The organism is Streptomyces sp. NPDC041814, from assembly GCF_055590565.1.
Genome location: NZ_JBVJAM010000002.1, coordinates 346807 through 365366, shown reverse-complemented (window position 1 = coordinate 365366; position 18560 = coordinate 346807). Strand labels below are relative to the sequence as shown.

Annotated in this window: 18 protein-coding genes; 6 read left to right on the top strand and 12 right to left on the bottom strand. The window is 71.8% G+C overall.

What is annotated here, in order from left to right; translation table 11 throughout:
• The first annotated feature begins 23 nt into the window (after nt 1-23).
• On the top strand, nt 24-677 hold the full coding sequence (locus ACZ6C6_RS07020; protein ID WP_469200845.1) for a YoaK family protein: 654 nt from the start codon (nt 24-26) through the stop codon (nt 675-677).
• Between the two features lie 124 nt (nt 678-801).
• On the opposite strand, the gene ACZ6C6_RS07015 is transcribed toward ACZ6C6_RS07020, so the two are convergent.
• Nucleotides 802-1062, bottom strand: a complete 261-nt coding sequence (locus ACZ6C6_RS07015; protein WP_469199908.1) for a type B 50S ribosomal protein L31 — start codon at nt 1060-1062, stop codon at nt 802-804.
• Between the two features lie 341 nt (nt 1063-1403).
• On the opposite strand from ACZ6C6_RS07015, the gene ACZ6C6_RS07010 reads away from it, so the two are divergent.
• Nucleotides 1404-2816: a PP2C family protein-serine/threonine phosphatase gene (locus ACZ6C6_RS07010; RefSeq protein ID WP_469199906.1), complete on the top strand. Its 1413-nt coding sequence runs from the start codon at nt 1404-1406 to the stop codon at nt 2814-2816.
• 54 nt (nt 2817-2870) lie between these two features.
• Here ACZ6C6_RS07010 and ACZ6C6_RS07005 read toward each other — a convergent pair whose 3' ends face one another.
• Nucleotides 2871-4364, bottom strand: a complete 1494-nt coding sequence (locus tag ACZ6C6_RS07005) for a DNA-binding protein NsdB (RefSeq protein ID WP_469199904.1) — start codon at nt 4362-4364, stop codon at nt 2871-2873.
• Between the two features lie 231 nt (nt 4365-4595).
• On the opposite strand from ACZ6C6_RS07005, the gene ACZ6C6_RS07000 reads away from it, so the two are divergent.
• Nucleotides 4596-5735, top strand: a complete 1140-nt coding sequence (locus ACZ6C6_RS07000) for an aminoglycoside phosphotransferase family protein (RefSeq protein WP_469199903.1) — start codon at nt 4596-4598, stop codon at nt 5733-5735.
• Nucleotides 5736-5818: 83 nt separating this feature from the next.
• Here the strand turns inward: ACZ6C6_RS07000 and ACZ6C6_RS06995 are convergent, their stop codons facing one another.
• The gene (locus ACZ6C6_RS06995; protein WP_469199901.1) at nt 5819-7150 is read right to left on the bottom strand and encodes an N-acetylmuramoyl-L-alanine amidase; all 1332 of its coding nucleotides are present in this window, start codon (nt 7148-7150) and stop codon (nt 5819-5821) included.
• 348 nt (nt 7151-7498) lie between these two features.
• Here ACZ6C6_RS06995 and ACZ6C6_RS06990 point away from each other — a divergent pair, with 348 nt between their 5' ends.
• Entirely contained in the window at nt 7499-9712 is a 2214-nt protein-coding gene (locus ACZ6C6_RS06990; RefSeq protein ID WP_469199899.1) for a terpene synthase family protein, read from the top strand.
• Between the two features lie 60 nt (nt 9713-9772).
• On the opposite strand, the gene ACZ6C6_RS06985 is transcribed toward ACZ6C6_RS06990, so the two are convergent.
• A complete protein-coding gene (locus ACZ6C6_RS06985; RefSeq protein ID WP_026171499.1) occupies nt 9773-10273 on the bottom strand; it encodes a hypothetical protein in 501 nt (166 codons plus the stop codon).
• 113 nt (nt 10274-10386) lie between these two features.
• Nucleotides 10387-10794, bottom strand: coding sequence for an ACT domain-containing protein (locus tag ACZ6C6_RS06980; RefSeq protein WP_469199897.1), 408 nt, complete (start codon nt 10792-10794; stop codon nt 10387-10389).
• 108 nt (nt 10795-10902) lie between these two features.
• Between ACZ6C6_RS06980 and ACZ6C6_RS06975 the strand changes: the two genes are divergently transcribed.
• Together ACZ6C6_RS06975 and ACZ6C6_RS06970 are read left to right on the top strand one after the other, a co-directional pair.
• On the top strand, nt 10903-11976 hold the full coding sequence (locus ACZ6C6_RS06975) for a right-handed parallel beta-helix repeat-containing protein (protein ID WP_469199894.1): 1074 nt from the start codon (nt 10903-10905) through the stop codon (nt 11974-11976).
• A 35-nt stretch (nt 11977-12011) separates the two neighbouring features.
• The gene (locus ACZ6C6_RS06970; protein WP_469199892.1) at nt 12012-13073 is read left to right on the top strand and encodes a methyltransferase; all 1062 of its coding nucleotides are present in this window, start codon (nt 12012-12014) and stop codon (nt 13071-13073) included.
• A 66-nt stretch (nt 13074-13139) separates the two neighbouring features.
• Here ACZ6C6_RS06970 and ACZ6C6_RS06965 read toward each other — a convergent pair whose 3' ends face one another.
• The 7 genes from ACZ6C6_RS06965 to ACZ6C6_RS06935 all read right to left on the bottom strand — a co-directional run bounded on the left by ACZ6C6_RS06965 (nt 13140) and on the right by ACZ6C6_RS06935 (nt 18409).
• Nucleotides 13140-13472 (bottom strand): TcmI family type II polyketide cyclase, encoded by a 333-nt coding sequence (locus tag ACZ6C6_RS06965; RefSeq protein ID WP_018524503.1) that lies wholly within the window; start codon nt 13470-13472, stop codon nt 13140-13142.
• Nucleotides 13473-13492: 20 nt separating this feature from the next.
• Entirely contained in the window at nt 13493-13972 is a 480-nt protein-coding gene (locus ACZ6C6_RS06960) for an SRPBCC family protein (RefSeq protein ID WP_469199890.1), read from the bottom strand.
• Nucleotide 13973: 1 nt separating this feature from the next.
• Complete coding sequence (locus ACZ6C6_RS06955; RefSeq protein ID WP_469199888.1) at nt 13974-14231, bottom strand: acyl carrier protein; 258 nt, start codon at nt 14229-14231, stop codon at nt 13974-13976.
• A gap of 53 nt (nt 14232-14284) precedes the next feature.
• A complete protein-coding gene (locus ACZ6C6_RS06950; RefSeq protein ID WP_469199886.1) occupies nt 14285-15523 on the bottom strand; it encodes a beta-ketoacyl synthase N-terminal-like domain-containing protein in 1239 nt (412 codons plus the stop codon).
• Nucleotides 15523-16782 (bottom strand): beta-ketoacyl-[acyl-carrier-protein] synthase family protein, encoded by a 1260-nt coding sequence (locus tag ACZ6C6_RS06945; RefSeq protein WP_469199884.1) that lies wholly within the window; start codon nt 16780-16782, stop codon nt 15523-15525. Before ACZ6C6_RS06945 ends, ACZ6C6_RS06950 begins: the two co-directional genes overlap by 1 nt.
• On the bottom strand, nt 16779-17213 hold the full coding sequence (locus ACZ6C6_RS06940) for a cupin domain-containing protein (protein WP_361030151.1): 435 nt from the start codon (nt 17211-17213) through the stop codon (nt 16779-16781). The genes ACZ6C6_RS06945 and ACZ6C6_RS06940 overlap by 4 nt, the downstream gene beginning before the upstream one ends.
• A 74-nt stretch (nt 17214-17287) precedes the next feature.
• Nucleotides 17288-18409, bottom strand: coding sequence for a SchA/CurD-like domain-containing protein (locus ACZ6C6_RS06935; protein WP_469199882.1), 1122 nt, complete (start codon nt 18407-18409; stop codon nt 17288-17290).
• Nucleotides 18410-18560: the final 151 nt, after the last annotated feature.

The window sequence follows — 18560 nt, the reverse complement described above, 5'->3', positions numbered from 1 at the left end:
GGGGGCGGGAGCGCGTCTCGCTGTTGCTGCTGTCGGCGGCGTCCGGGGCGACGGACGCGTTCGTCTTCCTCTGTGTCGGCCAGGTCTTCGCCGGGGTGATGACCGGGAACCTGGTGCTGCTGGGTGCCTCGGCCGCCGGGGCGGGCGAGAAGGGGGTCGCACTGCGCGTGGTCACCGCGCTGGTCGCGTACGGCTGCGGGGTCACCGGTGCCGCACTGGCCGGTGAGCGGATGTGGCGGCGGGTGCCGTTGATGCTGCTGGCCGAGGTGGTTCTGCTGGCGGCGGGGGCGGGGCTGTGGGCGGCCGGGCTGGTGGCGTCGGATACGGACCGGCTGGGCCTGCTGGTGCTCATGGGGCTCGCGATGGGCATCCAGGGGCGGGTGCGGGCAACGCCCACGAACTACTTCACCGGCACGCTGACGTCGCTCATCGGCCGCCTCGTGGGGGGAGCGCGGCGGGGCGACGACGGCTGGGCCGCGGGGAGGCTGGGCGCCGTGGTGGCGGGTGCCGCGCTCGCGGCGCTGGCCGTGCGGCTGTGGCCCGAGGGCGGCGCGGTGGCGGCCGTGGCGCCGGCGGTGGCCGCGCTGCTGATGGAGGCCGGGCCGGGGCAGGCGGCGGCCGGGCCGGGAAAGGGGAAGCCCCGGCCGGATCGGGGGAATCCAGCCGGGGCGGCTTGAATGCGGGCGCTCAGGGCGTCATCCACATATAGGTGAACGATAAACCATCACTGTCTGTTCCCCGTAATCCGTGCCCCGGACTGTGATCGAGGGCACGGGGCGGGCGGCCCGCAGGGCGCCCGGCTCACCGGGCCGCGGAAGCCTCGTTGCCGTAACGGCGGTGGAACCGTTCGATCCGGCCCGCCGTGTCCAGCACCTGCCGGGCACCCGTGTAGAAGGGATGGCTCGCCGACGAGGTCTCCACGTCGATGACGGGGTAACTGCGGCCGTCCTCCCAGGTCACGCGCCGCTCGGAGTCGGCGGTGGAGCGAGTGAGGAAGGCCGTCCCGGCGGCACGGTCACGGAAGACCACCGGACGGGAGACGGGGTGGATACGGGACTTCATGGGCGTTCCTTCCTGGACGCGGACGGTCGTACGCGGTGACGATCACGGACCCCGGACGTCTATGAGAACGGGATTCGTTTTCGTTCTGCCCGTACAACACGGCACCCCTCCCCCGCATTCCCGGCTGCTCCCGCCCTCCGTTCGACTCGCGACTTGCACCAACCACCGCCAGCAGCAAGGCTGTTCGAAAAGGGATGGGTTACAGTCAGCCGCTGGCATATGCCGGATGCAAGAACGCATCGAGTGTTGCCAAACCACTTACGGGCCTCCTCCGGCTGTGCGAAAGTCGTATGCGGTCCACCCTTCGTCACTGGTTGTACCGCCCTGTATCGGAGTACGACATGCCGTCCCCCCTCTCCGCGGACCGATCCGCCCCGCAGCCGCCCGAGCGCGGCGCAGTCGACGCGTTGATCCACCGCACGCGCCGCCTGCGCGGCGATGTGGACGCGGTGCGTCGCGACGCCGTGCGCGTGGATGAGGACGACCCGCGAACGCGGTGGCAGCGTGCGCTGTGCGAGCTGGCGGTGCACCACCTGGACGACCTCGGCGCGCATCTGGGACAGCTCCGGGACGTCCTGCCGGCGGAGCCCTCGGACACCGCCGACGAACCCGCGGGCTCCTTGATCGGCAGGGTCGGCAGCGCCGAGTGGAATCTGCTCACCGACGAGGTCAGCTGGTCCGACGAGCTGTTCCGGATCTTCGGCCGGGATCCGGAGGCGGGCGGGCTCTCGCTGGATGCCCTGCCCTCCCTGCTGCTCCCCGAGGACCAGCCGTTACTCACCGCGCTCGTCACGGACTGCCTGGTGGACGGCAAGCCGATAGACGGCGAATTCCGCATCCGGCACACCGACGGGCGCGTCCGGACCCTGCACATGATGGGCGAGCCCGTGCTCGACACGGACGGCTGCACCGCTTCCATGTGGGCCGTCCTGCGGGACGTCAGCGCGCTGCGACGCAGCCAGCAGGTGGTGCGCCGCACCCACGACTCGCTGCGCCGCGAACGGCCCGGCGCCGGACACCGGGCCGCGGCGGAGCCGGCGGAAGCCGTCCTCCCGCCGTGGCAGACCTCCCTCCGGCTCCCCGACAGCGGGCCGGACGCCCTGGACATCGCCGCCCACTACCTGCCGTCCGAGACGAGCGCCCTGGTCGGCGGCGGCTGGTACGACGCCATGGAGCTGCCGGACGGCAGGACGATGCTCACCGTGGGCGATCTCACCGGCCACGGCGTCCAGGCCACCTCCGCCATGGCGGTGGTGATGGGCGCGGTGCGCGGCATGACGATGGCCGGCATCGAGCCCGGCGCCCTCCTCGGGCACCTCAACCAGTTGCTGGACACCTCCATTCAGCCGGCGCTGGGCAGCGCCGTGTGCGGCAGGTTCGACCCGGCGACGCGCACCCTGGACTGGGCGCAGGCCGGACACCCCGCTCCCCTTCTCTTCCGTGACGGCACCGGACGCCCGTTGCCGATGCCGGACGGGGTGCTGCTCGGAGCCGCCTCCGGTGCCGCCTACGAGCAGGCCGAGACACAGCTGCTCCCCGGCGACGTGCTCGTGCTGCACACCGACGGACTGGCCCGCAACGATGCCGCCGGGCACGGGGGTGCGCGCCCGGGCACGGACACACTGCTGGGGCTGGCCCCTCGCTTCGCTGAGGCAAGCTCGGCGCAGGAATGCGTACGGATCGTCGTCGAGGCGTTCGGCTCGGCGGAGCGACTGGACGACGCGTGCTTGCTGATCGCCCGCGTCGGGGCGTGAGGAAAGGGCAGACCCCTCCTGCGGAACCCGGCGCTCATCGCGTCCCGGGACTCCTCAGATCTCGGCGCTCCCCGCCTTCTTGCGCTGGCTCGGCGGCACGGCGAGCTGGATCTCCTCCCGCAGGTTCTCGATCTTCGCGTAGCCGGAGAACTGCCCGGTCAGCCGGTACATCTCGCGCAGCCGGTCCCACGTCCGGTGGGACGAGGTCTCCCCCATCGTCACGAGCGCGAGCCGGGCGTAGCGGTCGGCCTGCTCCGGGTCGTCGGCGATGAAGCACGCCGAGGCGAGCGAGATGTAGTCGAAGATCTTGGACCGCTCGCGGCCGTTGACCCGCAGCTCCAGGGCCTGCTTCGCGTGCCGCTGGGCGATGACCGCCGCCGAGGGGTCGTGTTCGGCGAGGGTACGGAAGGCGAGGGCCTGCATACCGTGCATGTCGGCCTCGTCGAACATCTGCATCCAACTGGGCGGGGGCACATCGGCCTTGTCCGAGACGAAGAGCTCCTCGGCCCGGCCCAGGGTGCGCCGCATGGCCTGCCCCCGGCCCATAGAAGCCTGCGCCCACGCCTCGATGGTGCAGAGCATCGCCTGGGTGCGCGGCAGGACGGCGTCGCCCGAACCGGACTTGGCGAGCTTCATCAGGTCCAGCGCGTCGTCGGGACGGCCGAGGTGGACCATCTGGCGGGCCGCGCGGGACAGGGCCTCGCCGGCGCGCGGGCGGTCGCCGCCCTCGCGTGCCGCGTGCGCGGCGATGACGAAGTACTTCTGCGCGGTGGGTTCGAGGCCGACGTCGTGCGACATCCACCCCGCCAGGACAGCGAGGTTGGCGGCGACGCCCCACAACCGCTTCTGGAGGTGGGCGGGGTGGTGGTAGGAGAGCATGCCGCCCACCTCGTTGAGCTGGCCCACCACGGCCTTCCGCTGGAGGCCGCCGCCCCGGGAGGCGTCCCAGGCGCGGAAGACCTCGACGGACCGCTCCAGGGCCTCGATCTCCTCGGAGCCGATGGGGGCGGCCTCGTACCGGTCGAAGCCGGCCTGGTCCGCGTGCAGGGGGTCTCCGGCGTGCGGGGCCGCCGCCGCCAGTGCGGGGTCGGTGTGCAGCCAGTCGTACATGGGGCCGGCGATGGCGGAGCCGGCGGCGAGCACGGCGCCCGCGCTCATCAAGCCGCGTCGGTTGAGCATGAGGTCCATTCCCGTGAATTCGGTGAGGACCGCTGCCGTCCGTTCGGGCGGCCACGGGAGTTGCTCGGGATTGTCCTGCGTCCCGGCCTCTCGCCGCTTCCCTGCACGCCCGCGCCGGCCGAACCCGAGGTCCTCGATGGTCACGACACGACCGAGCCGCTCGGTGAACAGAGCCGCCAGCACCTTCGGAACGGGATCGCGGGGGGACTCCCCCATGTCGATCCAGCGCCTCACGCGCGAGGTGTCGGTGGCCAGTTGCAGGTGGCCCATGGCCGCCGCCTTCCGGTTCACCATTCTCGCGAGTTCGCCCTTGGACCAGCCGGCAAGGCCGAACAGGTCGGACAGGCGGGTGTTGGGTTCTCCGGTCACGTCAAGCCCCCAGGTTCTCGGCTGTGTTGACAGTAACCCCGTGTCAGATGCCTTGCGACTATTCGCCAGGGTTCGCCAGGGTGCGCTATGTCGAGAGACACCCGTGCGCCGGTGTCAGGTAAGAAAGCGCAACCCCGCCCGGCAGCCCTAGGTACTCCCCAGGGTGCCGAACGGCCGCCGGCCGGGGTGGCGCACGCAACTTGTCGGCGCACGAAGGGATCTGTATCGCCCATGTACACAGCATCGTCCTCCGTGTCCGCCCCGCCCCGGCCGCTCCGTCCCCTCCAGGCGGGCGGCGGACCGTATCTCGACCCGCGCGCCACCCTTCCGGCCCCCGGCATCGGGCGGCCCCGGCGGCCGGGGGGGCCCGGTGCCCCCTCGCTCGGCGGACGGCTGGACCTGTCGGGCGCCCAGGGTGCCCAGCTGAGGATGGTGATCGCCTCCGTGCACCGGATCTGCCCGGAGTTCAATCCGGTGCAGGTGCTGCGGCGCAGCGGGCGCTCGGTGCTGCTGGTCGGTTCCACAGGGCGCGCGACGGCGGTCGCTAAGTGTTTACTGGACCACTCCCCCGCGTGGTCGGAGCGGTTCCAGCACGAAATAGCGGCATACCGGGCGTTCGTCCGGCACCGCCCGCCGGTACGGGTGCCCCGGCTCATCGCCGCCGACCCGGAGAACTGCACGCTGGTCATCGAGCGGATGCCGGGCCGGGTGGCCGCCCTGACGCGCCACCCGGCCGAGGCGCCGCCCCGCGCGGACCTGCGCGCCGTGCTCGGGGCGGTCGCGCGGGTGAACGCCTGGCGTCCGCCGGCGGGCCTGTTCGAGGCGCCGCTGGACTACGCGGCCCGGATCAACCGCTACCACGAGCTGGGTCTCTTCACCGACCGGGACCTGGGCGACCTGCAGAAGCTGCTGCACGGGATCGCCCACTCCGGCGGGCGCCAGGCGATGGGGCAGTTCTGCCACGGGGACGCGCTGCTGTCCAACATCCTGCTGTCGCCCACGGGTCCGGTGCTGGTGGACTGGGAGCACGCGGGCTGGTATCTGCCGGGGTACGACCTGGCGACGCTGTGGACCGTGCTGGGTGACGCCCCGGTGGCCCGGCGCGAGATCAGCAAGCTGGCGCAGGTCGCCGGCCCGGCGGCTCGCGACGCGTTCCTGGTCAACCTGATGCTCGTACTCACGCGGGAGATCCGTCGGTACGAGACGGCCGTGCAGCGGGCCATGCGGGAGGGCGGGCCGGCCCGGGCCGCCGTGCAGGAGCGGCCGGGCGCGCTCGCCCCGGGCGAGGAGCAGCGGCTGCTGCTGCGCCGGCTGCACGACGACTGCGCGATGGCCCGGAACGCCGTGCGGGCGGCGGTCGGCACGCGCTGACCGTCCGGCCCCGCGGGGCGCGCCGCGGGTCCGGTGCCGACACACCGGGTCCGCGGCGCGCTGTTGTGTGCGGGCGCCGGGCCTCAGCGGGCGCGCACGATGTCCACGTCGGACGCCTTGACGAAGGCGACGCGGTGGCCGATCTGGACCGTCACGTACTTCTCCTTGCCCGTGAAGTACGAGTGGTCCAGCGGGTAGGAGGCGTCGATCGTCGGTGCGTAGAAGAAGCCGGTGGGCGCCTCGCCGCCGCCGGGGTACGACTGGCCGGCCTTGATCGTGTACTGGAGGGGCGCGCCGACCCGCTGGTCGGCGAAGTCCGCCGGGTACTCCGACTTCTCCGGGTAGGCGACCCCGTACACCGGCACCTCCGTCCTGCCCGCCTTCGGGCGGACGACGTAGCCGGAGGTGGGGACGGTGGTGCGGGTGTGGGCGGGGGTGCGGAACCACGCCTTCTCGCCGTACCACCAGATGGCCGTCCAGCCGGGGGCGTGGCCGGCGACGACGGCCTGCTGGGTGGCGCTGATCTTGCTGCCCCAGTCGGCCGCGCAGTTGGTGCCGGGCGAGCCGTCCGGGTGGATGCCGGGGTCGGAGAAGAGGGGCGCGTCGTCGGAGGGCGCGGTGTGCAGCGGGACGGCGCTGGAGCCCTGGACGGGCAGGTCCACCTTCTTCTCGCAGTCGCGGAACGCCTGCTTGTTCTTCCTGAAGTCCGGGCTGACGGTGACCAGTTGGCTGCCGGGGCGGGCGGTCGGCACGGTGGGCTCGCCGAGCAGCGTCATGAAGTGGTTCCAGTCCCAGTAGGTGCCCGGGTCCCAGTGCATGTTCTTGGTGCCGGCGGCGCTGGTGGGCGGGACGCCGTCGTGGCCGATGATGTGCTGGCGATCGAGCGGGATGTCGTACTTGGCGGCCAGGTAGCGCACGAGGGTGGCGGTCGAACGGTACATCTCGGGCGTGTACCACTGGGCGCCCTCGACGGCGACGCCTTCCTGTTCGATGCCGATGGAGTGGCTGTTGACGTACCAGTTGCCGGCCTGCCAGGCGACGTCCTTGTTCTTGACCATCTGGGTGACGTGGCCGTCGGCGGAGCGCACGACGTAGTGGGCCGAGGTCTGCTTCAGCGGGTTCTGGAAGATCTTCAGCGTGGTGTCGAAGTCCTCCTCGGTGTCGTGCAGCACGATGAACTTGATCTTGTTGGTGTGCGGCCGGTCGGCGGTGTCGTAGTTGCCGTACGTCTCCTTGTCGGCCGGGTCGCCGGTCTGCTGGTAGGCGGCCGGGACCCAGTCGCAGGCGAGACCTCGCGGGCACTCGGGCCGGACCCCGTCGGCGCCGGCCTGGGCGGCCGGGCTGAGCAGCGCGAGGCTCAGTGCCCCGGCGGTGGTGAAGGCGAGTGCGAGCCTGGTCCTCTGCTTGGACGTCATGACAACCCTTCGTAGAGCCGGGTGGAGCCGTTGCGGACGTGCGCGCACACTCTGTGACCTGAGGTGAAGGGGCGTCAAGAGTACTGGGCCAGCCGCGCGTTGAGCCAGTGGACCAGACCACTGACAGGGCCTGTGACCTGCGAAGGGCGGGAAACGGCGAGGGTGTGGCGCCGACGCGTTACCAGGGTTTTACGCGTACGGACCGGCACGGGTGTCCCTCGAACGGGCGCTCTGCGGTGTGACTAATCGCGGCTGTGCGTGCCCCGAACGGAGCAAGGGTAGTGCTGGCGCCGACAGGACCGATGCGCGTGGGACTCACGCGATGGCTCTCGGAAAGGCCGGACGCACATGGCTCAGCCGTTCACCCTGCCGGACTTCTATGTTCCGTATCCGGCGCGTCTCAACCCCCATGTGGAGGAGGCCCGGCAGCACACGAAGACGTGGGCGCGGTCCATGGGGATGCTGGAGGGGTCCGGTATCTGGGAGGAGCGGGACCTCGACGCGCACGACTACGCGCTGCTGTGCGCGTACACCCATCCCGACTGCTCGGCGGAGGCGCTGTCGCTGGTTACCGACTGGTACGTGTGGGTCTTCTTCTTCGACGACCACTTCCTGGAGCTCTTCAAGCGGACCCCGGACCGCGACGGCGGGAAGCGGTATCTGGACCGGCTGCCCGCCTTCATGCCGATGGAGCGCGGCGCGCCGGTGCCCGAGCCGGAGAACCCGGTGGAAGCGGGGCTCGCAGATCTGTGGGCGCGTACGGTGCCCGCGATGTCGGACGCGTGGCGGGTGCGGTTCGCGGAGTCGACGCGGAACCTGCTCAACGAGTCGCTGTGGGAGCTCGCCAACATCAACGAGGGCCGCATCGCGAACCCCGTCGAGTACATCGAGATGCGCCGCAAGGTGGGCGGGGCCCCTTGGTCGGCCGGTCTCGTGGAGTACGCGGCCGGGGCGGAGGTACCGGAGGCGGTCGCCGGTGAACGGGCGCTGCGGGTGCTGCGTGACGCGTTCTCGGACGGGGTCCATCTGCGCAACGACCTCTTCTCGTACCAGCGTGAGGTGGAGGACGAGGGCGAGAACAGCAACGGGGTACTGGTCCTTGAACGTTTCCTCGGCTGCTCGACGCAGGAGGCGGCCGAGGCGGTGAACGACCTGCTGACGTCCAGGCTCCAGCAGTTCGAGAACACGGCGCTGACCGAGGTGGGCCCGCTCTGCGCGGCCCGGGGCCTCGACGCGGCGCAGACGGCCGCGGTCGGGGCGTATGTGAAGGGGTTGCAGGACTGGCAGTCCGGCGGCCACGAGTGGCACATGCGCTCCAGCCGGTACATGAACGACGGCGGGGCCGGTGAGGCGGAGCCGGGCTTCGGGATGTCCGCCGCGTCGATCCGCTTCACCCGGCGCTCCGAGTCGGCCCGGCTGCGCCGTCACAGCCATGCGCTCTTCCAGCACGTGGGCCCGTCGTTGCTGCCCGACTTCGACCTGCCCTTCGGCACGACGCTGAGCCCGCATCTGGAGGGTGCCCGCGAGCGGATGGTGGTCTGGGCCGACCGGATGGGCATCCTGGGGCCGCAGCCCGGGGTGCCGGGTTCGCACATCTGGGACGAGGAGCGGCTGCGGGCGATCGACCTGCCGTTGTGCGCGGCCGGAATCCACCCGGACGCGACGCCGGACGGGCTCGACCTGTCCTCCGGGTGGCTGGCCTGGGGAACGTACGGCGACGACTGGTTCCCGGTGGTGCACGGCCGGTCGCGCGATCTGGCGGGGGCCCGGCTGGCCAACGAGCGCCTGTCGCTGTTCATGCCGCTGGACGGGGGCCCGGTGCCGGAGCCGGTCAACGCGCTGGAACGGGGGCTCGGTGACCTCTGGGAGCGTACGGCGGGCCCGATGGACGACGCCGGGCGGCGCGCCTTCCGCAAGTCGGTCGAGGACATGACGGAGAGCTGGCTGTGGGAGCTGGCGAACCAGGCGCAGCACCGGATTCCGGACCCGGTGGACTACGTCGAGATGCGGCGCATGACGTTCGGCTCGGACCTGACGATGAGCCTGTGCCGGATCGGGCACGGCCGGAAGGTGCCCCGGGAGATCTACGAGAGCGGCCCGCTGCGCTCCCTGGAGAACGCGGCGGCCGACTACGCGGCGCTGCTCAACGACCTGTTCTCGTACCAGAAGGAGATCGAGTACGAGGGTGAGGTGCACAACGGGGTCCTGGTGGTGCAGAACTTCTTCGGGGTGGACTACCCGACAGGGATGGCGATCCTCTACGACCTGATGAAGTCGCGGCTGCGGCAGTTCCTGCATGTCGCGGAGAACGAACTGCCCGTGCTGTACGACGACTTCGGCCTGGACGCGGAGGCGAGGGAGATCCTTGCGGGCTATGTGCAGGAGCTGAAGCACTGGCTCGCGGGGATCCTGATCTGGCACCGGGGCTGCCGGCGCTACCGCGAGGAGGATCTGCGGCGGGGCACCGGCGCCCCGTGGCACCTCAACGGCCCGACGGGGCTGGGCACTTCGGCGTCGAAGGTGGCGGCGCTGTTCGGCCGGCCGTCAGCGGTGAAGGTGTAACTCCCGCCGGTGCCACCCCCGGTCACCGGGCCGTGCGGCCCGGTGACCGGGGGTGGCAGGTCAGCCCTGCTGGAAGAGTTCGGCGGGCAGTGGCTTGAGGAGGGCGTACAGGTCGTCGGTGATGGGCCGGTCCCAGCTGGCGATGGTGACGAGCACACCGTCGCTGCGGTCGAACTGCACACAGGAGATGCGGCTCTCCGAGAGCTTCACCCGGCGCACGATCATGAGGTTGTCGCCCTGCATGACCGGCATGTCCTCGGTGCCGGTGACCTCGACCGGCTCGTCGTTCTCCAGCGCCAGCAGCAGCTGGGCCACCTCGAAGGGGACCTGCCCCTCCTCGGTCTCGCGCGCGGGCGAGCCCTCCGGCAGGTTGCCGATGATCATCGCGGGACCCCGCCCGCCGAACAGGTCGTACCGGAGGAACACACCCTGGCAGCTGCCGTCGGGTGCGGGGAGCAGACCGGCGCCGAGGTTGCCGGGCCAGTCACCGGGGTCCATGGCCAGGACGTCGAAGTCGGGGCCCGCGGGTGTGGCGGCGCTGCGGCGGCGGAGGAAGGACATGCACATATGTTACGTGTCCCAGCTCACCTCGCAGAGCCGGGCCCGGACCGGCATATGCCCAGGCCCGGGGGCACACCTCCGTACACCGCACACGTCCCTCGTGTGCACACCTCTCACCCGGTGCGCGACTCCGCGGCCAGCCGTTCCAGCACGGCGACGGCGTCGTCCACCCGCTCGTACGGCACGAAGAGGTGGTCGTGGTGGAACCCCGCGACCACGTTGCAGCTGATCCCCGCGTCGGTCAGCGCGAGCGACACCGCGGCGGTCAGGCCCACCGCCTCCAGCGCCGAGTGCACCCGCAGGGTGATCCAGCCCGCGACATAGGTGTACGTCAGCCCTGCCGCCGCGGCCTCGGCCTCGGGGAGCACCAGGGTGAGCCCCTCACTCTCGCGGACCGTGACGACGGGGGCGACACCGCCGGGCAGGGTGCCGTCGGGCACGGTGGCGTACACGTACCGGCCGGGGTGGGGCTCGGGGCTCAGGTCGCTCAGCAGGACTCGGAGATCACGTTCGGCTGTCACGGCCACCACGCTAGCGAGAGGGGGCGGACGTGAGCCATTCGGGCACGTCCCGCGTCCAACCGGTCACCGTGCGTGGCACCGGGCCGGGATCGCCCATAGCTTCGGCTCATGAGGAAACGACACATCACACGCCTCGTGAGCATCGCAGCCGCATCGGCCGCCGGACTGGCCGCGGCGGTGCCGTCCGTACCGGCCGCCGCGGCCGGTGCCCGCGTGGTGGCACCGGGGCAGTCCATCCAGGCGGCCGTGGACGCCGCGCGGCCCGGGGACACCATCGTCGTCCGGCCCGGGACCTACCGCGAGAGCGTCCGGATCAGCACGCCGGGCCTGACCCTGCGCGGCTCCGGGGACGAGACGGTCATCATGCCCGCGGCCGGCCGGGCCGCCTCCGGTGACGACTGCGCGGGTGCGGGCAACGGGATCTGCGTCCTGGGGACGGCGGACGGCACCGTGGACGGGGTGACCGTCAGGTCCCTGCGCGTCACCGGGTTCGCCCGCAGCGGCCTGTGGGCGTCCTGGACGGACCGGCTGTCCGTCCGCTCGGTGACCGCCGACTCCAACGGGGTCTGGGGCATCGCGGAGCAGCGGTCCACCCGCTCCGACATCCGGGACAGCACCGCCCGCTCCAACGGGGACGCGGGCGTCTTCGTCGCCAACAGCGTCGACGAGGAGGGCGGCGCCACCGACACCGGCGGCACCCGGGTCCGGGGCAACACACTGGCCGGCAACCGGATCGGGTTCACCGCGCGGCGGGTGCGCAACCTGTCGGTGCGCGAGAACACCTTCACCGCGAACTGCAGCGGCGTGTTCGTCGTGGGCGACGAGGGCACCCCGCAGGCCGGGGCCATGTCGGTCCGCTCCAACCGGATCATCGGGAACAACAAGTTCTGCGCCGCCACCGACCGGCTGCCCGCGATCCAGGGGTCCGGGATCGTGCTGACCGGCACCGAGTCCACCGAGGTGCGCAACAACGTGATCCGCGACAACGTGGGCGCGACCCCGCTGTCGGGTGGTGTCGTGCTGTTCAAGAGCTTCGTGGGCGCGAAGAACACCGACAACACCGTCAGCGGCAACGTCGTCCTCGGCAATCAGCCCGCGGACCTGGCGAACCGGGACACCGGTACGGGCAACCGGTTCACCGGCAATGTCTGCACGACCTCCGCACCGGCCGGGATGTGCTGACCGGTGACCCCCCGCACGAGGAGAAGCGAGACGGCATGACCACCGTGAGCACCACCCCCGGCACCACTCCCGTCCAGCCCCTTCCCACCCCTCAGCCGGCGATGCGGCTGCGCGAGCTCGTGTTCGGCGCGGCCCGCTCCGCCGCCGTGCGGGCCGTCGCCCGGCTGGGTGTCGCCGACGCGCTCGGCGACACCCCCGAGACCCCGGAGCGGCTCGCCGAGGTGGTGGGCACCGAGCCCGGGCCGCTGCGGCGGCTGCTGCGGGCGCTGGCCTGCTACGGCGTCTTCACGGAGAACGCCGACGGCACCTTCGCGCACACCGACATGTCCCGGCTGTTGCGGGAGGACACCCCGGACAGCCTGCGGGCGATCTCGCTGTGGTGCACCGAGCCCTGGACCTGGGAGGTCTGGCCCCGTCTTGAGGACGCGGTGCGCACCGGCGGAAATGTCTTCGAGGACGTGTTCGGGAAGGAGTTCTTCGACTACCTCCACCAGGACGCCCACGAGTCGGCGCAGGTGTTCAACGCGGCGATGACCACCTCCAGCGTGCAGTCGGCGCTGGACGTCGCCGCCCTGCTCGACCTCACCGGTGTCTCGTCGGTGGCCGACATCGGCGGCGGTCAGGGGCATGTGCTGGCGAGCCTGCTGGAGAAGCACCCGTCGGTGAGCGGCACCCTGATGGACCTGCCGGGGGTGATCGCCCGGGCCGACGAGCGGCTGCGGGACGGCGGCGCGCTGGCCGGACGGGCGTCCATCGTGGCCGGGGACTGCCGGGAGGGCATTCCGGTCGCTGCCGACCTCTACATCATCAAGAACATCCTGGAGTGGGACGACGAGAGCACCCGCCGGGCGCTCGCGGCCGTCGTCCGGGCGGCCCGTCCCGGTGCCCGGGTCGTCGTGATCGAGAACCTGGTGGACGACACCCCGTCCATGCGGTTCACGACCGCCATGGACCTGCTGCTGCTCCTGAACGTGGGAGGCGCCAAGCACACCCGGCAGAGCCTGGTGGACCGGCTCTCCGAGGCGGGGCTGCGGATCGGCGGTGTCCGGCCGGTCAATCCGTATCTGCACGCCTTCGAGTGCGTGGTGCCCGGCTGACCTCCGGGTGTACGCGAAACCGCCCCGGTCCCCCTCGCGGAGGGGGGCCGGGGCGGTCGGCGTCGCTCACGCGGTGGCGCCGCGCTCCCAGCGGTAGAACTCCTGGGCCATCGCGTCCTTGGGCCCGCGCCAGGTCTCGGGGTCGTACGGGCTGACGAAGGCGGTGAGCCGTTCGCTGATCGCCCGGAACTCCGGGTGCTCGGTCACCTTGGCGATCTCCGGGCCGGGCGGGCGCTCGGACTCGATCATGTGCAGGTAGACGTCGCCGAACTGGAAGAGCTTGCGGCGGGTGACGCCGACCAGGTGCGGCAGTTCGCTGTTGTCGGACGCGGCGAACAGTTCCGCGATGTCCGGGGCGGATCCCGGCGCCATCCGGGCGACGATCAGTGCGTGGTGCATGCGTGGTGCCCTTCTGGCGGTCAGCTGGCCGGGACGGCGGCGGAGCGGCGCTCGCGGTCGCGCTGCTCGATCTTGTCCCGGATCAGCGCCATCTGGACCTTGGAGTTCCGGTTGATGTTGTCCGTCATCCAGGCGTCGTCCACCGGCGCGTCGGGGCGCATCGCGAAGTCCTGCTGCCAGTGCATGCGGGTGCCGCCGGGGACCTCGGCGTACTCCCACCGGATGTCCATGTGCTGGAACGGTCCGGGCTCGACGCGGCGGGCCCGCACGGTGCGGCCGGGGCGGTCGGTGGTGCGCTCCGAGACCCAGCTCCACACCTTGTCGTTCTCGTCGGGGTGCATGGTCAGGCGGAAGGTGGTGCGCTCGCCGTCCCGCTCCAGGACCTCGACGGCCGCGTACTCGCTGAAGAGCTGCGGCCAGTTCTCCAGGTCGTTCGTCATGTCCCAGACGAGGTCCAGGGGGGCGGCGATGACGATCTCGTTCTCGGTGTGTCCGGACACGTCAGGCTCCTGTCATGAGGCTGTTGTTGACGAGGTCGAGGAACTCGCGGGGCGTCTTGCACCGGTCCGCGTCGGCCGGCAGCGGCTGCCCGTGCCGGTTCTCCAGTACGCCGACGATGCCGAGCAGCCCGAGGGAGTCGAGGCCGTACTCGTCGAAGGCGGCGTCGGCGCGGTTCTCCATTTCCTTGGGGTCGACGGACAGGCCGGCGCCCTTCTTCATGAGGGCGGCGAGTTCTTCGTACGTCAGTCGTTCGGTCATGAGGGGCTGCTCCTTCTCACGAGGGGTGGACGGGGTGGACGGGGTGGGCGGGCTCACGCGGGGCGCCGGAGCACCAGGGCCGCGTTCGAGCCCATGAGGCCGCGGCTGAGCACGAGGGCGGTGCGCAGTTCGGCCGGGCGGGCCCGTTCGGTGACGACATCGAGGTCGTGGCAGACCTCGAAGACGTTGGGCGTGGGCGGGACGAGGCCGTTCTCCATGGCGAGGACGGCCGCCGCCGCGTCCAGGACCGGACCCCCGCAGTAGGCCCGGCCGATGCCGGTCTTGGGGGCCGTCACGGGGACGCGCCGGCTGTGCGGGCCGAGCGCGTCGGCCAGCGCCAGCGCCTCGGCCCGGTCGGCGGCCGGGGAGCCGAGCGCGTCCGCGAAGACGACGTCGACCTCGTCGGGGGCGCAGCCGGCCTCCCGCAGCGCGCCCTCGATGGCGTGGGCGAGGCCCTCGCGGGACTCCTCCCAGTGGGCGGCCGTGGTGAAGGTGGCGGCGTGGCCGGCGATCTCCGCCCGGACCCGGGCCCCGCGGTCGCGGGCCGACTCCTCCTCCTCGACCACGAACATCGCCCCGCCCTCCGCGGGCACGAAGCCGCAGGCGTCCGAGGTGAAGGGACGGTAGGCGCGCGTCGGGTCCTCGGCCGCGCTCAGGTCGCGGTAGCCGAGCTGGCAGACCACGGAGTACGGCGCGAGCGGCGCCTCCGCGGCGCCGACCACGACCGCGTCGGTGCCGCGCCGCACGGAGCGGTCGGCGTGTGCGAGCGCGTCGAGGCCGCCCGCCTCGTCGCTGGCCACCACCGCGCAGGGGCCCTTGAAGCCGCCGCGGATGGAGATCTGGCCGGTGCTCGCCGCGTAGAACCAGGCGATCGACTGGTAGGGGCCGACGTACGTGGAGCCCTGGCCCCACAGCCGCTGCAGTTCGCGCTGGCCGAACTCGCCGCCGCCGGAGCCGGCCGCGGTGACCACGCCGACGCCGAACGGCCGGTCCTCGTAGTCGGCGCGGCCGAGCCGGGCGTCGTCCAGCGCCATGTCGGCGGCGGCCATCGCGAAGTGCGTGAACCGGTCGGTCTGGACGAGGTAGCGCTCCTCGATGAGCGCGACCGGGTCGAAGCCGCGGACCTCGCCGGCGACGTGCAGCGGCAGGTCCTCGCACCCTTCGCGGGTGACCCGGTCCAGGACGCTCATGCCTTCCTGGGTGCGCTTCCAGAAGGCTTCGGTGCTGGTGCCGTTGGGTGCGACGACGCCGATGCCGGTGACAACGGTGCGCCGGGCCTTTCGGGTACTCATCATGTCCTCCCTCGGGTCAGGGCCACCGCGGACTGGAAGCCGCCGAAGCCGCTCCCGACCGAGAGGACACTGCGCAGCTTCAGGGGGCGGGCGGTGCGCGGCACGTAGTCGAGGTCGCACTCCGGGTCCGGGGACTCGTAGTTGGCCGTCGGCGGCACCGTCTGGTTGACCAGGGCCAGGACGCAGGCCGCGATCTCGATCGCCCCGATCGCGCCGAGGGAGTGGCCCACCATCGACTTGATGGAACTCATCGGCACCTTGTGCGCGTGTGCGCCGAGGGCCCGTTTCACGGCGGCGGTCTCGTGGCGGTCGTTCTGCTTGGTGCCCGAGCCGTGCGCGTTGACGTAGTCGATGTCCTGCGGAGAGATCCGGGCGTGGCCGAGTGCGCTGTTGATGGCCTCGGCCATCTCCAGGCCCTCGGGGGTGAGCCCGGTCATGTGGTACGCGTTGCCGAAGGTGGCGTAACCGGCGATCTCGCAGTACACCGTCGCCCCGCGGGCCCGGGCGTGTTCCAGTTCCTCCAGGACGAGTACGGCTCCGCCCTCGCCCATGACGAAGCCGTCGCGGCGTGCGTCGAAGGGGCGGGAGGCGTGTGCCGCGTCGTCGTTGTTGGGGGACGTCGCCTTGATGGCGTCGAAGCAGGCCACGGTGATCGGGGTGATCGGCGAGTCCGACGCACCGGCTATGCAGACGTCGACCCGGCCCTCCTCGATGGAGTGGAAGGCGTAGCCGATGGCGTCCAGGCCCGAGGTGCAGCCGGTGGAGACGGTCTGCACGGGGCCGTGTGCGCCGACCTGCTCGGCGACGGCGGAGGCCAGCGAGCTGGGCGAGAAGGCGCGTTCCAGATGCGTGCCGGCCCTGCGGTGGTCGACGTCCCAGCGGGCGCCCTTCTCGCTGACGGCGACGTAGTCGTGCTCAAGGCGGGTGGTTCCGCCGACCGCGGTGCCCAGGGACACGCCCATCCGCCAGGGGTCGGTGCGCTCCGGGTCCAGCCCGGCGTCGGCCAGCGCCTCGCGGGCCGCGACCATCGCGAACTGCACGTAGCGGTCCGCGCGGGCGGTGTCCTCGTCGTCCAGCCCGTGGGCGGCCGGGTCGAAGTCGCACTCGGCGGCGATCCGGGAGCGGAAGCCCGCCGGGTCGAAGAGGGTGATGCCCCGGGTCGCGGTGCGGCCGTTGGAGAGCAGGTCCCAGAAGGCCGGGGCCCCGATGCCGCCCGGGGCGACGACGCCGACTCCGGTGACCGCCACGCGCCGGGTCATGAGGCGGCCTCGGTTCGTTCTGGCGGGGCACCCCGCTCGGCGGTCTCGGTCACCTCGGTGTCGACGTGGCCGAGCTCGGGGCGCGGGGCGAGCGGGCCGAGGTGGAAGACCATGCGGGCCTCGGTGTCGCCCACGTTGCGGAAGCGGTGGCGCACGTGCGGCGGGATCAGCAGGCCCTGGTCGGGGCGCATGGTGTGCGTCTCCCCGTCCAGGTCGACCTCCAGGTGCCCCTGCACGACGTACACGAACTCCTCGGAGTACGGGTGGTAGTGCTCGCCGATGCGGTCGCCGGGGTCGACGAGGGCGAGGCCCATGAAGCCGCTGGTGGCGCCCACCGCGGTGGGGGTGAGCATGGCGCGCAGGTCGCCTCCGCGCCTGGTGTTGGGCTGGGTCTCACTGAGGTCCACGATGCGTGGCCGGTGGGTGGTCATCTCTGCTTCTCCTCCTGGGCGCGGGGCGCGTGGTGGTGACGGGTCGGGCGAGGGCCCGGGTGCCGGAGCGCGGTTCAGGAATCCGCGGCGCGCCGGTCGGTGATCAGCCGCATCTCGGACCGGGCGAGGAAGCGCGCGGCGTCCTCGTCGGTGGCGGGGACGGTGTTCGCCTCGCCGGCGAGGAGGCGGGCCAGTCGGGCCGCCTTGCCGGCGCCGTGGATGCCGAGGGCGTGGGCGGGCTGCGCGTCGAGCGGGCCGTCCGCTTCCAGGAGGCGTACGACGACGTCGTCGCGCTGGAAGATGGTGCTGCTGTCGATGGGGCTGCCGGTGTCGTCGGCGGCCTCCTCGTCGTGCCCGGCCAGGAGGCGGGCCAGGGCCATGCCGCAGCCCTCCTTGGCCTGGTAGAACACGGCGTGCCGGCGCAGGTTCTCGGGGGCGTGGCGGCCGGCCGAGACGTGGTGCACGGTGGGCAGGGCCGCGCGGGTGAAGAACATCCGGGCGGAGTCGGGGTCGGAGAGGTCCCGGTCCTGTTCGAGGTAGGGGTTGATGGCCTCCTCGACGGCGCGGATCTCGGGCTGGCGGGACACGTGCCGCAGCGCGGCCATCAGGTCGCCCTCGACCTCGACGGCGCGCACCACGCGGTTTCCGTGCATGAACAGCGAGGTGCGGCGCAGCCGGGTGTGGTCGTCCACGCGGGAGCGGGGCGACTCGTAGTCGGCGAGGAGCCCCGCGACGATGTCCTCGGTGCCGGGCTTCACGGTGAAGGTGAGCGCGTGGCGCACGACGCCGTCGCCGAGGCGCGGGGACGTCTGGAGGCTGCCCTTGACCGGTTCGGGGACGGCCTCGAAGCCCTTGCCGGTCTCGCGCAGCACGCTGAACCGCAGCGACCTGGTGTCGCGTACGCAGCTGTGCAGGGGCTGCACGGTGGCCACGTGCTCCTCGCTGTTCACCCAGGCGAGGAAGGGCGGGGCGCTCTCCCACTCGCTGGTGATCAGCCACTGCGAGGGGTTCTCGATGGACTGGCACAGCTGGTCACTGATGTGACCGGGGATGGACGCGACCTGGTTGCGCATGTGCTCGTACGCCTCCAGGAACTGCTTCTGGGCGCCGTCGTGCAGGTCCAGCAGCAGCACGACGCGCAGCCGGGATCCGTCGAAGGCGGATTGTGAGATCCGTTCCGAGAGGGTGGTGGTCATCTGGCGAACTCCTTCGACGGTGGGGGGAGAGCAGGAACGCGGGGAGACCCGGCCGTCTCCGTGACCGATCGTGAAACGCTGGTCCGCCTGACGCGAGATTTATGAACCGTTCAGGTGAGCAGGCGTCCGAAGGGCTCCGACCCCGCTCCGG

Excerpts from the sequence above, each read along its gene's own strand:
- ACZ6C6_RS07015 (WP_469199908.1), bottom strand. The coding sequence starts at position 1,062 with ATGAAGTCCCGTATCCACCCCGTCTCCCGTCCGGTGGTCTTCCGTGAC.
- ACZ6C6_RS07010 (WP_469199906.1), top strand. The coding sequence starts at position 1,404 with ATGCCGTCCCCCCTCTCCGCGGACCGATCCGCCCCGCAGCCGCCCGAG.
- ACZ6C6_RS07000 (WP_469199903.1), top strand. The coding sequence starts at position 4,596 with ATGTACACAGCATCGTCCTCCGTGTCCGCCCCGCCCCGGCCGCTCCGT.
- ACZ6C6_RS06995 (WP_469199901.1), bottom strand. The coding sequence starts at position 7,150 with ATGACGTCCAAGCAGAGGACCAGGCTCGCACTCGCCTTCACCACCGCC.
- ACZ6C6_RS06990 (WP_469199899.1), top strand. The coding sequence starts at position 7,499 with ATGGCTCAGCCGTTCACCCTGCCGGACTTCTATGTTCCGTATCCGGCG.
- ACZ6C6_RS06985 (WP_026171499.1), bottom strand. The coding sequence starts at position 10,273 with ATGTCCTTCCTCCGCCGCCGCAGCGCCGCCACACCCGCGGGCCCCGAC.
- ACZ6C6_RS06975 (WP_469199894.1), top strand. The coding sequence starts at position 10,903 with ATGAGGAAACGACACATCACACGCCTCGTGAGCATCGCAGCCGCATCG.
- ACZ6C6_RS06970 (WP_469199892.1), top strand. The coding sequence starts at position 12,012 with ATGACCACCGTGAGCACCACCCCCGGCACCACTCCCGTCCAGCCCCTT.
- ACZ6C6_RS06965 (WP_018524503.1), bottom strand. The coding sequence starts at position 13,472 with ATGCACCACGCACTGATCGTCGCCCGGATGGCGCCGGGATCCGCCCCG.
- ACZ6C6_RS06955 (WP_469199888.1), bottom strand. The coding sequence starts at position 14,231 with ATGACCGAACGACTGACGTACGAAGAACTCGCCGCCCTCATGAAGAAG.
- ACZ6C6_RS06950 (WP_469199886.1), bottom strand. The coding sequence starts at position 15,523 with ATGAGTACCCGAAAGGCCCGGCGCACCGTTGTCACCGGCATCGGCGTC.
- ACZ6C6_RS06945 (WP_469199884.1), bottom strand. The coding sequence starts at position 16,782 with ATGACCCGGCGCGTGGCGGTCACCGGAGTCGGCGTCGTCGCCCCGGGC.
- ACZ6C6_RS06940 (WP_361030151.1), bottom strand. The coding sequence starts at position 17,213 with ATGACCACCCACCGGCCACGCATCGTGGACCTCAGTGAGACCCAGCCC.
- ACZ6C6_RS06935 (WP_469199882.1), bottom strand. The coding sequence starts at position 18,409 with ATGACCACCACCCTCTCGGAACGGATCTCACAATCCGCCTTCGACGGA.